The organism is Nitrospinota bacterium (genome assembly GCA_016208975.1).
In the GTDB taxonomy this organism is placed as follows: domain Bacteria; phylum Nitrospinota_A; class UBA7883; order UBA7883; family JACRLM01; genus JACQXA01.
Map to the genome: position 1 here is coordinate 2,193,800 of JACQXA010000004.1, position 13,936 is coordinate 2,207,735.

Genomic DNA, 13,936 nt, shown 5'->3' on the forward strand with positions numbered 1-13,936 from the left:
AGCCTTACTCGACCTCTGTGGGGCCGGTGATGGTTCCTGTTAAGGCCGAAGCGGCGGCCACCGCCGGCGAGGCCAGATACACCTCCGATTTGGGATGCCCCATCCTTCCCACAAAGTTGCGGTTCGTTGTGGCCAGGCATTTTTCACCCTCGGCCAGGATACCCATGTGGCCCCCAAGGCATGGCCCGCAAGTGGGGGTTGAAACCACCGCGCCCGCGTCTATGAATATCTCCAGAAGGCCGCTCTTCATGGCCTTTTTGTAGATGTTCTGCGTGGCGGGGATGATTATCATCCTCAAACCTTTGGCGATCTTCCTGCCTTTAAGCAGGCCCGCCACCATCTGCAGGTCGGCGTAGCGGCCGTTGGTGCAGGAGCCCACCACCACCTGGTCCAGTTTTATTCCTTTGGCCTCGCCCACGGGCCTGGCGTTTTCCGGAAGATGGGGGAAGGCCACCTGCATATCTATGTCCGCCCCGTCAAACTCCATCACGCTGTGATAGGCCGCGTCCGGATCCGACTCGTACACCTTGAACTCGCGCACGGGTTTTGTCTCCTGGGCGTTGATGAAGTCCATGGTCTTCTTGTCGGCCTTTATGATGCCGTTCTTGGCCCCGGCTTCCACCGCCATGTTGGCCATGGAGAACCGGTCGTCCATGCCAAACTCCTCTATCATTGGGCCGGTGAACTCCATGGCGCGGTAAAGCGCGCCGGACACGCCGATCTTGCCGATGGTGTAGAGGATCAGGTCTTTCCCGGAGATCCATTTGTTCTTCGGCTTGCCATTGAAGACAAACTTCATGGTCTCTGGCACTTTAAACCATATCTTGCCAGTCACCATGGTGGACGCCAGGTCGGTAGAGCCGATGCCAGTGGCGAACGCCCCCAGCGCGCCGTAGGTGCAGGTGTGGCTGTCCGCCCCGATGATAACGTCGCCGGGCAGGGTAAGGTTGCGTTCCGGCAGAAGCGCGTGCTCCACCCCCATCTCGCCCACTTCGAAATAGTTCTCTATATCGTGTTCACGGGCGAAGACCCTCATGGCCTTGGTCTGCTGGGCCGAGGCTATGTCTTTATTTGGCGCGAAATGGTCCGGCACCAGCACCACCCGCCTTTTATCGAATACGTCGCTTGCGCCCGCCTTCTCGAACTCCTTGATGGCGATGGGGGCGGTAATGTCGTTGCCCAGCGCTATGTCCACCCGGCAGTCCAGAATGTCGCCCGGCTTGACGGAGTCAACGCCTGCGTGGGCCGCCAGTATCTTTTCGGTAATCGTCATTCCCATTAGTGAAAATCCTTTTTTAAATACCGTTTCATCTATGATGAAGTAATTTTTTATGATGACAAATCCGGGCCTATAAAATCAACTTATTTTGGTGAATTCGATTAAAAAGGGCCGGCATTTTCCAATACCGGCCCCGAAAGAGCGCCCGCGATATTACGCGGAAATCAGAAAGTCAGGCTGGCTTCAAGCCCGACCATGGTGATGGCGCTGGTCTTGCCGTCGAAACTCCTGGCCTCCAGGTCCTTTTTCGCGTCGTCGGAAAGGGGATTTACAGCCCGGGCGAATCCGGTAACCGTCAGTCCGTGAAGGTGGTGGGGCGAATAGTCCAGCGCCAGCTCGATGGAAGAGTTATGGAGCCCGGAGAAGCTGGCTCCGGTCTCTGTCGAGGTTTCCGCTCCGGCGGTTTGCGTTAAACCGGCGGCCAAACCTTCGCGCGCCTCATGGGAGGAACCTTCGGTATCGGCGGTGGCGGTTTCTTCGGATGTTCCGGCTTCATGCGAACCCCCATGGGAGGAAACGATGCCGCTGGTGTTCAGATAATTGGCCATGGCCTTGAACCGGAGCCCAAGTTGCCCGCCAAGAGGACGCTGGTACGAAACTCCCGCGCCATGGTATGAGCGTTTTTCGCGGTCGAGCTCCCAGTTCAGGAGCAGGTCGAGCGTTAAATGGTGTGTCAATTTGTATCCGGCGGTAAGTTGCGCCTCGGTGGTGGTGAAGTTGTGGTTCGTGTGCTCCACCGAATTATATGCGGCGGAGATGTCCAGGCGGTGGCCATGCCAGCCAATATGGGGGCTTACCTCCCGCTCCACCTGCTCTTTGGATGTGGATACCATCATTCCGTGGATTCCGGCGTGCAAACCCCCACCCATCGAAAATCCAAGGCCCACAAAACCCTTGCTGGCTGTCTCATCGGTTACTATGACGCCGTATCGCTCATAACCGGACGACAGGCCGCCGCCCGCCTCTACATGAAACCCGGAATGATGTTCTTCTCGGCGCATTTCGCCATGTCCCTCGCCATGACCGGCCGGATGGGCCATAGCTTCAGCGCCATGATGTTCCGGGTGATCCGACGCCATGGCCATTGCGGGAGCCACGATCATGCTTAAAGCGGTCAACGCGCCAAACAATATTCCCCTCGTTGCAAACATTCTTTTCCCCCTATTATGAGCCCTGATAAAAAATTGTTTTTTGCAGTTCCATCCAGTTTGAAACTCGGTAATCCCCCGGCATTTGTCGCGCCAAAGAATTACGGAATGACTGGAAGAGACGTAAGAAACGCCGGTGACACCCGGCTGGAGCGCATATTTTTACCAGCGTGTTTTCCATGTGTCCAGAGTAAAATACATATTTATAGCGTCTTTTATACGATTGAAAAATGTTGTCACTTCAGCGCCGATGGATGAAAATCCGCATCTAATAGCCGGAATAAACGGCCCCACGGCAAAATGGAGGAGTCTAGTTCACATCATGACAGAAACCCGGGAACTTACGATCTACGCCCTGGAGGGGCTTGTGGCCGGTGGGGACATCAAAGGGGAGACCTTACGATGTCTCAATCTTGAAACCGGTAAGATAACCAATATCCCCGAGACCCAGGCCAGGCAGGACACTTCCTGGGATATGGCGTTCAAAAGGTCGGTCATCTACCTGAACAGCGGTCCCGCGGGCCCGGGGGACGTTCAGGGAGCTTTGATAGACCCCCCGGTGGACGTTTCCCGGGAAGATTTTGTGAAGATTACCGCCGACGACCTGAAACGCAAGTTCGATTCTGTCACCACCGTTCCACCCGGCGCGCAATTCAGGGGGGAAGATGTGGAGCCGGCCATATTCGACTGGCGGGTATTGAAAGATGGCAGATACACCCACAATTCCGTTAAAGGCTGGAAATTGAGACTGGCCGACGGCGCAAGATACGCCAAGATGCGAATGAAAAGGCTCGAAGCCGATTGTAAGGCCATAACCATACAGTACGCATATCAGCCCGGCAAAGACGCGCCTTTGGATGAGGAGCGGATGGCCACCATAAACCCCGGTGAATGTTTTAATTTCAAGACGGGCTCCATTGCGCCTGAAAGCGGCATGGAGTGGGATATTAAACATGACGGCTCAAGATTGCTCATCAACAGCTCCGTCAGCGGGCCGGGCCGGGCCGGGGCGCTGGGCTCAAATAAATATGGCGCGACGTGGAAAAACGTGGAGAACCCATCGGATTCCATCGCCTATTTCATGGACGAGTTCGGCGCGGTGTTCAGGAACCCAAAGTGGTACCGTTACAACATAGACGGCAAACATAACCTTCATCCCAACGGCGCCGTTTACGCCATAAAGACGCTAGCGGGTGTATATAAATTACAGGTGTATGAGTATTTCGAGCATAAAGGCTCCGACTTGGGCAATTTCAGGATCCGCTACGCCCGCCTGGCTTGATGGAGGCTAGATGAAACCTGAGGTAGTAACGTTGGACTGCCGGGAGAACCCCGGCAACAAGGTGTTCGACCAATTGCGGGACCTTTTGCTGAGTAAAAGGCTGGACGTGGCGTTCGTGGTAGTGGTGGCGCCAACTAAAAAGTTCGCCCGTAAAGTGGAGACCTTCGCCAACCTCACCCGCCTGCAGGTGTTCACGGAGCAGGTGGAAAACTACTGGAAAGTCACCGTTTCCCCTTCTTCCTGCGCTGTAAAAGGCGCGGTCCCGGTTCCGTTTATGGGTACGCTTGATGTAAAATGAATTGAATCATTTGGGCTTTTCCCGCATCTAACCCATAAACGTAATTTGCAAGGAGTTATATAAGTGTTCAACGTTTTGTCGAGCCTGTTTCACGCCAATATCGAGGGTGCGGAGTTTGTTACCCCAGACGCGGCCAAAGAAGCCATGGAATCAGGGGCGATACAAACGCTAATAGACGTTCGCACTCCTGGTGAATTTCAGCAGGCGCGCATACCCGGCGCCATCCACATACCGCTGGACAAGCTGGCTTCTAAAATGGACAGCCTGAAGAACCGCCGCGAGGAGTCCATACTGCTTTATTGCAGAACCCATAACCGCTCGGCTATGGCGGCCAAATATCTTTCCGGCGAGGGTTTTAAGAACCTGAAAATCCTCAACGGGGGTATCACAAGCTGGGCCAGCCAGGGTCTCCCGCTGGAAAACTGAACTGTTTCGACAGACAAGCGGGGCTATTAACGCCCCGCTTTTTTTGTCGAGTACAAGTGGTGGGCCGGTTTGAAAAAATGGTGAAGAGTCCGTGGTCTGGCGACCACGGGGAAGCTGATCCCCTTTCCGTGGTCGGGCGACCACGGGGAAACTGACCCCCTTTGGTGACGCGCTTTCCACCCTATATCATATGGCTCCGGTAAATATATCCACGCCCGGTAGTGTCCCAGTTTGAAAGTACAGGAGAGATCCTTCACTTACGCTCAGAATGACAATATAAAAGCCGTTGATAACATTGTCATCCTGGGCGAAGCGCAAGCGAAGTGAAGGATCTGTCTATTATTTGAGATTCAAACTGGGACACCACCCCACGCCCTTTCTGGTTGAACCACAGGACGCTGGAGGTTAAACTCTCAAAGACAATATTTACATTTAGCAGGCGGTTTTGTCCGGATGGATAACTCGGTTGATTCAAGCAGGATAAGGTGGGCGCCATTTTACGCGCTTTTAGTAATAACGGTCATAGCTTCCGGTTTCTGGAAGCTGGAGAAAAGCAGGGAAGAGCCTTTAAAGCCCATGGAGCTGGAGGCGCCGCAGGCGGCAAGGCCCGCTCCTTCACCCATGGAGGGCAAACCCGCGCCGCAGTTCTCCCTCACCACCATTGATGGAAAACCCATGCGCCTGGCGGATTACCGTGGCAAGGTGGTTTTCCTGAACATCTGGGCCACCTGGTGCCCCCCTTGCAAGCAGGAAATGCCTTCCATGCAAGCGCTTTACGAGCATTTCAAGGGTAAAGACTTCGCCATGCTCACCATAAGCATAGACGAAAAGAAGGAAGACGTGCCCCCATTCATGAAAGAGTTGGGCTTAACCTTCCCGGTGGCTGTGGATCCGGAGCAGAAAGTTGTTTCCCAGTATGGTATTACCGGCGTGCCTGAGACTTATATAATAGACAAGGAAGGCGTAATCACCCATCACATAGTGGGCCCGGGTGAATGGAACAACCCCGGCATAATAAACGCTTTTGAGGGATTGGTAAGCAGACCGGCCAAGGCGGGACAGGGCGCTTAATAATAATCCGCCAGCTTTTGCGGGCTCACCCCCAGCTGGTGGAGGGTGATGAGCGCCAGGTTTTTCGTTACCCGGCGCCATACCCCTTCCCGTTCCCATCGCCGGGCGGAGGTTCTGGCGGCGTCGCTTAAAATAACCACCTTGCCCCTGCGTTTCATGGCGGTAATCAGCCGCACATCCTCCATGAGGGGCACGTCTTCATAACCGCCTATCCCGTCAAACACCGTTTTTCTTACGAAAATGGCCTGGTCGCCATAGGGCATTTTGAGAAACCGTGACCTTAAGTTGGCTCCCGCCTCCACCAATTTTAACGTATGCTTTGGCGAATCTATGGCCAGCCGGTATGCTCCTCCTGCAACGTCTTGACGGGCCATAGCCTCTCGAACGGAATTTAAGGATCCAGGTTCTATTGATGTGTCGGCATGGAGGAACAGCAGTACATCTCCCCGCGCTTCCCTGGCGCCGGAGTTCATTTGAACCGCCCGGCCTTTGGCGCCTTCAACGACCTTGAGCCGGGGCAGTTTGGGCCTTACGGTTTGAGTGTCTTCCAGGCATAGGGAAATAATCACCTCCACCTTTGGCAGGTCCATAAATCTTTTCGCAAGTTCTCCAGGCGCGGAACCCTCCCGCCAGGCGGGGATGATTATGGATATAAGCTCCATAAGGGAATTGCCGAGGTTGCGTTATTTAAGAAGCGCCCTGCGTTTCATGGGAGTGTATTTCTGGGTTATGAAATCCATAACCTGCTTTTTAAGCCTCACCTGGTTTTCCCCGGCAGGCACGAATATGTCGAACATTGATGGGTTGTTGAGTGAAAAATCGTTCCCGGCGTTTTCCAGCGCCTCCAGCGCCTTTTGCATCCCATCGGCAAAGCCCGCCGGATGGCAAAACGCCTCTCCCCAGCTGTTGGAGTAAAGCAAATGGATCATTTCCGGCTCCCGTTTCCACCGGTCGGACAATAAATTGACCACCACCAGTATTTTCAAAGTCCTGGCTTTGGCCAGAAGATCGTCAATCTTGAGGTCCGCCATCGCCACGTAATGGAACAGGGTGTATATCCGTTCCAGCAGTTGCTGGATATCCTTGAGGGACACCGGCGTGGGATTTGGAATGAAATACATGAACGACTTGGGGGAATAGATACGGTTCTGCGCCAGCCACATCAACAGCTCTACCGGATCCGGCCCGCGGTTGATGGCCAGGTGGTCCACCGGCGTCCCCTTGGCCAGCGCACTGGCGATGTTGTCCCGGTATATCGTCCATACCGGTTTCACCTTTGGCTTGATCAGCCCGGTGAAACAGATGGTTTCCAGCGCTTCCGCCTCGTCTTTTACCCGTTTTAGGTACTCAACTTTTCCAGGCTTCTTGGAATATATGGTAAACAGTTTCCTGCCGAGGACCGTAAGGTCTTTATCGGTGATGAAGTTCTTTACGTCGGGAAGGGTGGACACCTGGTCTGTAAGGTTTTTGTAAACCTCCAGCATGAATCCGTGGAGGGATGTGGCCAGCTTGGAGAGCCCCTTGAAATCCCAGCTTCTAAAGCCGTTCATCCTGGCCAGGCGCCCTTCGTCCCATCCCCATCGGCCAAGCACCCGGCGCAGGGCCTTTTCCTTGTATGTAAGCCCCTGCTCCATTTGCAAAGAACCCACCGTCCCATCCACGCACTTTATGAAAAAGCATTTTTCCAGGATGTTCAGCGCAGTGTTTCTGTCTTTGCCTTTGTAGAAACGATGGATGAAGTCCATCATCACAAGGTAGGGGTCCGCCTCTTCCAGCCCGTCCTTGTTCTCGTGCGCCATTCTTTTAAGCTCGTCGCAAAGAAGCGGCGCTCCGCTCCCGGCCATGATGTAGCTTTCCATCAGCGCCATTTTCAGGGCGGACTTGTGCGGGCTGACCATGGCTTTGTTGAACTGCCAAAGCAGGGCGCCGAACAGCTCCCCTGGCGGGATGGGCTCTGTGGGGCCAAGATCCACCACCTCACGGCTGTCTATCTCGGCCTCCATCATCATCATCTCTTTGTGTCTGGCGTACTCCTGCTTGCCAAGGCCCGCCGGAAATAGCCACCATAGCGGGTCTTTGCCCGCCACAAGGATGGCGGTCCGGTAGAACTCCTCCTTCAACAGATACGCCTGGGACGACCCGGACGATTCCTTGTCCGTGGCGCCAAAATCGTTGGCCTGGGCTTTTTCCACTTCGGTGATGAAAAAGTGGGCCTCCATCTTTTGGTCTGAAAGCCATTTTTCCACCGCCGCAAGCTTTGTCTTGAGCGCTTCAAGCTCCATGGGCGCCAGCTTTTTTCCGTCAACCACCACCCAATAGTCGTAGTCCGATTTTTTGCCGTGGGCCACCGTGCCGATGGAACCCATGATCATGACCGATTCGATCATGAACCGGTTCACGTTTCTCCGGCTTTCGGCCAGCTTGAAATCGAAATTGGGAAAATAACGGCGGATGGCTTTCTCCACGTTTTCAACGGGAGTGTAGAGGTATATTCCGGAGGCGAACGACTCTCCCTGGACATAGCCCGGCAGGTCCGGATGGTTTGTATGTAAAAGATATGGCGTAACGTGGAAAGCCAGCCTTGCTTGATCCGGGCTGACCTCGGCGGCTCTCAACATCCGCCGGCTGTTATAGCTCCGCCAGGCGTCGCGGTTTCTTGCGTATTGTGATTGCGCCACTACAAAACCTTATTTTGGAGCGGAAGGGTAAGCTCTTCCTTCCATTTCCGATATGTACTCTTCGGCTTTGGCGGCGGCGATGGCCCCGTCGCCCACGGCGGTGGACACCTGGCGTAACGGGGTGTCCCGGCAGTCTCCCGCGGCGAAAATCCCGGGGTTGGACGTGGTCATGTCCGCCCCGGTGATTATGAAACCCTGCGGATCCTTGTCGCACTCCACAAAGCCGGTGCTGGGCGTTATCCCGATGAACACAAAAATGCCGTCCACCTTTATATCCCTCGCCTCGCCGCTGTCGGCGTTTTTCACGCGGATACCGGTAACTCCGGAATCGTCCCCAAGGGCGGCTTCCACGCTGGAGCGCCAGAGGATTTCCACGTTCTCCCTGGCCAGCAGACGCTCCTGCAGGATCTTCTCGGCCCGGAACCGGTCTCGCCTGTGGATGTGGTAAACCTTGCTGGCCAGCCGCGACAGGTAGATGGATTCTTTAACCGCCGTGTCCCCCCCGCCGATGACGGCGATGGGTTTGTTGCGGTAGAAAGGCCCGTCGCACGTGCCGCAGGTGGAAATGCCTTTTCCCAAAAACTCCTGCTCGCCTGGGAACCCGAGCCTTTTAGGCTCCGCCCCGGTGGCGATTATCACCGCCTTGGTCTCCAGCGGGCCGTCGGCGGTGCGCACGGTTTTGTATGGGCCGTTTTGATCTATCCCGAGGACCTCGGTGAATTTCGTCTGCATTCCCACAGCGCGGGCGTGATCCTCGAAGTGTTTCATCAAGTCGCCCCCGGAGAGGCTGGGGAACCCCGGGTAGTTTTCGATAATATCGGAAAGGGCTATTTGCCCTCCAACCCCCAGTTTTTCTATTACCAGGGTGTTTAGCCGGGCCCGCAGGGCATATATGGCCGCCGTAAGGCCCGCCGGGCCGCCGCCGATTATCACAAGATCGTACATCATCCGCATCCATTCAACCGCAGAAGGCCCTATTGCCGGTGTTAAGCCTGGAAAAGGGCGCTTCATCACCTGTTAAGAACTGAAACGCTGGCCGACTGTCAAAGCATACAGTCATGGAGCCGTCGTAGGCAACGGTAAACAGCGCCCCGGGGCCATAAAAATAGCCCTGAGCGCCGGTGGTTTTCAAGGGGAGGAGGGCTGATAACAAAGCGTTTTCTCAACCATCCATCTTTAAATAAATGCCTGCGCAGGAAAGAATTGTAACACACAGCCATGGAGCCCGGCGCCGGGGACTAAAGTTCCAAAAAATGGCTTGTTTTAGAGTGGGCGGGTGATACACTTTAGCCAAGGTCAAAAATCACATCGGGTGGGTCATGCTCAAGATAATCATCCTAAGTTTCGTGGCCATTTTTCCGTTCGCGCCGCTTACCTCCCATGCGGGCAGTCTTTCCACTGTAAAGGTGAGCTTCAAAACCCTTTCCTGCGACGGGACCAAGGGCCTGGCGTCGGTGGACGCCGACCGGATAGTGAAGATACAGAGCATAAAATGCGACCCAGGCTCTGCGGTTAACGAGGTTTACCAGGTGCTGGTGAGCGGCGAGCCCGGGTCTGGCCTCACATACCGGGTGTTCGAAACCACAGAAAAAGAGGCCGAAAGGCTCCAGCGGGAAGTGGACGCTTATCAACATTCCAAAGAGCGTAGCCTTGAGCGGTCGGACAGGTTGATAATCGAACACGATGAACATCGGGGCGGTACTTACGGCAATCAGCCTGGAAATAAATACGGCAAATAGAGGTTTGCGGCCCTCATGATCACCTCACAGGCCAGCCCAAGCCATGAAAATGGCAACCTGCAACGGTCCGAGGTGGCCAAAATAGTGAAAAATTTCATCGAGGCCGTGGAACAGGTGGTGGCCACCACCGCCCAGACCCGGGTAACCGCCCGCACAAAGGCGGCCACCCTTGCGGAGTACTCCTCCATCGAGGGGGACGCCGCTGGCGCCCTGGCGTTCATAGGGGATTTTGGCGGCCAGTTCATCATTGTGTTCACCAAAGAGGCGATCTGCGAAATAACAACTAATATGCTTTACGCCTCCACCCCTTATAAAAACCACCGGGATCCGGATGTGGAGGGGGCCATAGGGGAGCTTACGAACCAGATCGGCGGCCAGGCCCGGAAAGGCATAAACGAGCGCACGGGATGGAAAGCCACCAACGGCATACCCAGCGTTATAGTAGGGGAGAGCATCCGGTGGACCATATATGGCTCCGGCGCCATCATTGTCCGCGTGCCGTTCACCACCCCGGAACTCCACGAGTTTTACCTGGAAGTGGCCGTGTCCCACCACCCGGCCGCGGGCGGAATGGTGATCTAGAATCGGGCTAACTGGCGGGCGCATTGGCCGCTCCATGAAAAATTCTTCCCCTAACTATTGACAACAGTTGGGCCTTTATATAAACTTTTCCTTTTCTTGAGCGCGGCAAAGGTTCTGCCGCCACAGCCTGTTATTGGACAATCGGCTGTTATAAAGAGAAGGCTTTACGAAGGAGACTTTGAGTTGCCGACGATAAATCAGTTGGTGAGAAAAGGGCGGGCCAACCTGGCCAGGAAGACGAAGAGCCCGGCGCTCACTTCATGCCCGCAAAGACGCGGGGTTTGCGTGAGGGTTTACACCTCCACGCCCAAGAAGCCGAACTCGGCTCTGAGGAAGGTGGCCAGGGTGCGGCTCACCAACGGTTACGAGGTGACTTCCTACATACCCGGCGAAGGGCATAACCTGCAGGAGCACGCCATAGTGCTCATCCGTGGCGGCAGGGTGAAAGACCTTCCGGGCGTCAGATACCACATAATCCGCGGCGCTCTGGACACGCTTGGCGTGGAAGCGCGGCGGCAGGGCCGTTCCAAATATGGCGCAAAGAGGCCGAAGGCCGGTCAACCGGCGGGCGGCAAAGGCGCCAAGGGCGCGCCGGCTAAAGGCGGCAAGAAATAATTAACCGGATGTTTGAGTGATTTATGCCTAGACGCAGAGTTATAGTAAAAAGGGCTGTGATGCCCGATCCGGTGTATAACGACACGCTCGTTAGCCGGTTCATGAACGTTGTTATGAAATGCGGCAAGAAGAGCACGGCCGAGAGGCTCTTCTATGGCGCTATGGACAAGGTCGCCGAGAAAACCAAGAAAAACGCGATAGAGGTTTTCCGCCAGGCGGTTGATAACGTGAAGCCTTTCCTGGAGGTTAAATCCCGCCGGGTGGGCGGCTCCACCTATCAGGTTCCCGTGGAAGTGAAGCACGACAGGCGCATAGCCCTGGCCATCCGCTGGATAATAGACAACGCCAGGAACAGGGGTGAGCGCGGCTTCGTTAACCAGCTTGCCGCCGAAATCATGGACGCCGCCAACAACACCGGCTCCGCTATCAAGAAAAAAGAAGACACCCACAAGATGGCGGAGGCCAACAAGGCCTTCTCCCACTATAAGTGGTAGTGGAAATAGGGAGACATAAAAGTGGCTCGTAAAGTCCCCCTGGAGCGCACCAGGAACATCGGCATCATGGCGCACATTGACGCCGGCAAAACCACCACCACAGAGCGGGTGCTGTTTTATACCGGCATCACCCACAAAATAGGTGAAGTGCACGAGGGCACCGCTGTGATGGACTACATGGTCCAGGAACAGGAGCGGGGTATCACCATAACCTCCGCGGCCACAACCGCCTCCTGGAAAAACCACACCATCAACATAATAGACACTCCCGGCCATGTGGATTTCACCATGGAGGTGGAGCGGTCCCTTCGCGTTCTGGACGGCGCCGTTGGCGTGTTCTGCGCTGTGGGCGGAGTGGAGCCCCAGTCTGAAACCGTGTGGCGCCAGGCGGACAAATACGGCGTTCCCCGTATAGCCTTTGTCAACAAGATGGACAGGATCGGGGCGGATTATTTTGAGGTTTTAAAACAGGTCCGCGAAAGGCTCGGCCATAACGCCGTAACGCTCCATGTCCCAATCGGGGCGGAGGATCAGTTTACCGGCTTTGTGGACCTGCTCACCATGAAGGGGGTCATATACACCTCCGACGACGTGCTGGGCTCCACTTTTAAAGATGTGGAAATTCCATCGGACCTGGCCGGTGTGTCCGCCGAATACCGTGAAAAACTCATCGAGGCCCTTGCCGACCTGGATGAGTCCATCATGGAGGCTTACCTCGGCGGCGAGGAAGTTCCGGTTGAAAAACTGAAGGCCGCCATCCGCAAGGGCACCTGCTCCATGAAGCTTATTCCCGTGCTTTGCGGCGCCTCGTTCAAGAACAAGGGGGTCCAGGCTTTGCTGGACGCTGTGGTGGATTATCTGCCGTCGCCGCTGGACATTCCGTCCGTTACCGGCGCAATACCCGGAAGCGATGAGGAAGCCGCCAGGAAAGCCAGCGATGACGAGCCGTTCTCGGCCCTGGCGTTCAAGATAATTACCGACCCGTTCGTGGGCCAGCTGGCGTTCTTCCGCGTTTACTCCGGCGTGATGGAGGCCGGCTCCTATGTATATAACTCCACCAAAGACAAGAAAGAGCGCGTTGGCCGTTTGCTGAAAATGCACGCCAACAAGCGCGAAGACATAAAAGAAGTGCGCGCGGGCGATATCGCCGCGGCGGTGGGCCTGAAAAGCACCACCACCGGCGACACGCTGTGTGTGGACTCCAGTCCGGTGATTCTCGAATCCATGGATTTCCCGGAACCGGTTATCTCCGTGGCCATCGAGCCGAAGACCAAGGCTGAGCAGGAGAAGCTTGGCGAAGGGCTTTCCAAGCTCACCAGGGAAGACCCGACGTTCCGCGTGAATACCGATCCGGAGACGGGGCAGACCCTTATTTCCGGCATGGGTGAGCTTCACCTGGAAATCATCGTGGACAGGCTACGCCGGGAATTCTCGGTGGACGCGCATGTGTCCAAGCCCATGGTCGCTTACAGGGAGACCATCAAGTCCAAGGTGCGCATCGAGGGCAAGTTCGTGCGGCAGACCGGCGGCCGGGGCCAGTTCGGCCACGTTTGGCTGGAGCTTGAGCCGCAGGAGCCGGGAAAAGGTTTCGAGTTCGCAAACAAGATCGTCGGCGGCGTGGTTCCAAGGGAATACGTGCCTGCCGTGCAGAAAGGCATCGAAGAGGCCATGAACTCCGGCGTGCTGGCCGGTTTCCCGGTGGTGGATTTCAAGGCCGCCCTGGTGGACGGCTCCTACCACGAGGTGGACTCTTCGGAAATGGCGTTCAAGATCGCCGCCTCCATGGCGTTCAAAGACGGCGTCCGCAAGGCCAATCCGGCCCTGCTGGAGCCGATCATGTCCGTCGAGGTGGTGACTCCTGACACTTACATGGGCGATATCGTGGGCGACCTGTCGTCGCGCCGCGGCAAGATACAGGAAATGGGCGAGCGGGCCCGGGCCAAGGTTATCCGCGCCAACGTGCCGCTTTCCGGCATGTTCGGCTACGCCACGGACGTGCGCTCCATGTCGCAGGGCAGGGCCACGTACACCATGCAGTTCTCCCATTACGAGGAGACGCCCAGGACGATTGCGGACGAAATAATAGCGAAGAGCTCCGGCAAGGGCGCGGAGAAGGTCGCTTCATAAAGAAATTTCTACGTAAACACAAACACACCGAGACTCGGGAGGGTTCGTAAGAGAGTATGGCTAAAGAGGTATTCAAGCGGGACAAGCCGCACGTGAACGTTGGTACGATAGGGCACGTGGACCACGGCAAGACTACGTTGACCGCGGCGATCACCGAGGTGTTGAGCAAGAAGGGCTGGGCGGAGTACATACCGTTC

The 13,936-nt window shown here is 55.9% G+C and carries 15 protein-coding genes; 10 read left to right on the forward strand and 5 right to left on the reverse strand.

Going from position 1 to position 13,936, the window contains the following annotated elements:
* Positions 1 to 4 precede the first annotated feature (4 nt).
* Positions 5 to 1,279, reverse strand: a complete 1,275-nt coding sequence (gene leuC / locus HY751_14220; GenBank protein MBI4667554.1) for a 3-isopropylmalate dehydratase large subunit — start codon at positions 1,277 to 1,279, stop codon at positions 5 to 7.
* Positions 1,280 to 1,443: 164 nt separating this feature from the next.
* Positions 1,444 to 2,430, reverse strand: coding sequence for a hypothetical protein (locus tag HY751_14225; GenBank protein MBI4667555.1), 987 nt, complete (start codon positions 2,428 to 2,430; stop codon positions 1,444 to 1,446).
* A 319-nt stretch (positions 2,431 to 2,749) separates the two neighbouring features.
* On the opposite strand from HY751_14225, the gene HY751_14230 reads away from it, so the two are divergent.
* From HY751_14230 to HY751_14245, 4 genes are all read left to right on the forward strand, one after another.
* Positions 2,750 to 3,709 carry an HmuY family protein gene (locus HY751_14230; GenBank protein ID MBI4667556.1) on the forward strand — a complete coding sequence of 320 codons (960 nt, stop codon included), beginning with the start codon at positions 2,750 to 2,752 and terminating at the stop codon, positions 3,707 to 3,709.
* Between the two features lie 10 nt (positions 3,710 to 3,719).
* Positions 3,720 to 4,007: a hypothetical protein gene (locus HY751_14235; GenBank protein MBI4667557.1), complete on the forward strand. Its 288-nt coding sequence runs from the start codon at positions 3,720 to 3,722 to the stop codon at positions 4,005 to 4,007.
* A gap of 63 nt (positions 4,008 to 4,070) precedes the next feature.
* Complete coding sequence (locus HY751_14240) at positions 4,071 to 4,433, forward strand: rhodanese-like domain-containing protein (protein MBI4667558.1); 363 nt, start codon at positions 4,071 to 4,073, stop codon at positions 4,431 to 4,433.
* A gap of 453 nt (positions 4,434 to 4,886) precedes the next feature.
* Positions 4,887 to 5,504, forward strand: a complete 618-nt coding sequence (locus tag HY751_14245) for a TlpA family protein disulfide reductase (protein MBI4667559.1) — start codon at positions 4,887 to 4,889, stop codon at positions 5,502 to 5,504.
* Here HY751_14245 and HY751_14250 read toward each other — a convergent pair.
* The 3 genes from HY751_14250 to trxB all read right to left on the reverse strand — a co-directional run bounded on the left by HY751_14250 (position 5,501) and on the right by trxB (position 9,127).
* Complete coding sequence (locus HY751_14250) at positions 5,501 to 6,166, reverse strand: TIGR04283 family arsenosugar biosynthesis glycosyltransferase (GenBank protein ID MBI4667560.1); 666 nt, start codon at positions 6,164 to 6,166, stop codon at positions 5,501 to 5,503. The genes HY751_14245 and HY751_14250 overlap by 4 nt on opposite strands.
* A 21-nt stretch (positions 6,167 to 6,187) precedes the next feature.
* A complete protein-coding gene (locus HY751_14255; GenBank protein ID MBI4667561.1) occupies positions 6,188 to 8,122 on the reverse strand; it encodes a class I adenylate cyclase in 1,935 nt (644 codons plus the stop codon).
* A gap of 69 nt (positions 8,123 to 8,191) precedes the next feature.
* Positions 8,192 to 9,127 (reverse strand): thioredoxin-disulfide reductase, encoded by a 936-nt coding sequence (gene trxB / locus HY751_14260; GenBank protein MBI4667562.1) that lies wholly within the window; start codon positions 9,125 to 9,127, stop codon positions 8,192 to 8,194.
* A 374-nt stretch (positions 9,128 to 9,501) separates the two neighbouring features.
* Here trxB and HY751_14265 point away from each other — a divergent pair, with 374 nt between their 5' ends.
* The 6 genes from HY751_14265 to tuf form a co-directional block, all read left to right on the forward strand.
* Positions 9,502 to 9,921: a hypothetical protein gene (locus HY751_14265; GenBank protein ID MBI4667563.1), complete on the forward strand. Its 420-nt coding sequence runs from the start codon at positions 9,502 to 9,504 to the stop codon at positions 9,919 to 9,921.
* Between the two features lie 15 nt (positions 9,922 to 9,936).
* Positions 9,937 to 10,503, forward strand: a complete 567-nt coding sequence (locus HY751_14270; protein MBI4667564.1) for a chemotaxis protein CheX — start codon at positions 9,937 to 9,939, stop codon at positions 10,501 to 10,503.
* A gap of 183 nt (positions 10,504 to 10,686) precedes the next feature.
* Positions 10,687 to 11,118 carry a 30S ribosomal protein S12 gene (locus HY751_14275; protein ID MBI4667565.1) on the forward strand — a complete coding sequence of 144 codons (432 nt, stop codon included), beginning with the start codon at positions 10,687 to 10,689 and terminating at the stop codon, positions 11,116 to 11,118.
* Positions 11,119 to 11,141: 23 nt separating this feature from the next.
* Positions 11,142 to 11,612: a 30S ribosomal protein S7 gene (gene rpsG, locus HY751_14280; GenBank protein ID MBI4667566.1), complete on the forward strand. Its 471-nt coding sequence runs from the start codon at positions 11,142 to 11,144 to the stop codon at positions 11,610 to 11,612.
* A 21-nt stretch (positions 11,613 to 11,633) separates the two neighbouring features.
* Positions 11,634 to 13,739, forward strand: coding sequence for an elongation factor G (fusA, locus tag HY751_14285; protein ID MBI4667567.1), 2,106 nt, complete (start codon positions 11,634 to 11,636; stop codon positions 13,737 to 13,739).
* Positions 13,740 to 13,795: 56 nt separating this feature from the next.
* Positions 13,796 to 13,936: elongation factor Tu (tuf, locus tag HY751_14290; protein MBI4667568.1), on the forward strand; the 141-nt coding region annotated here is incomplete at its 3' end.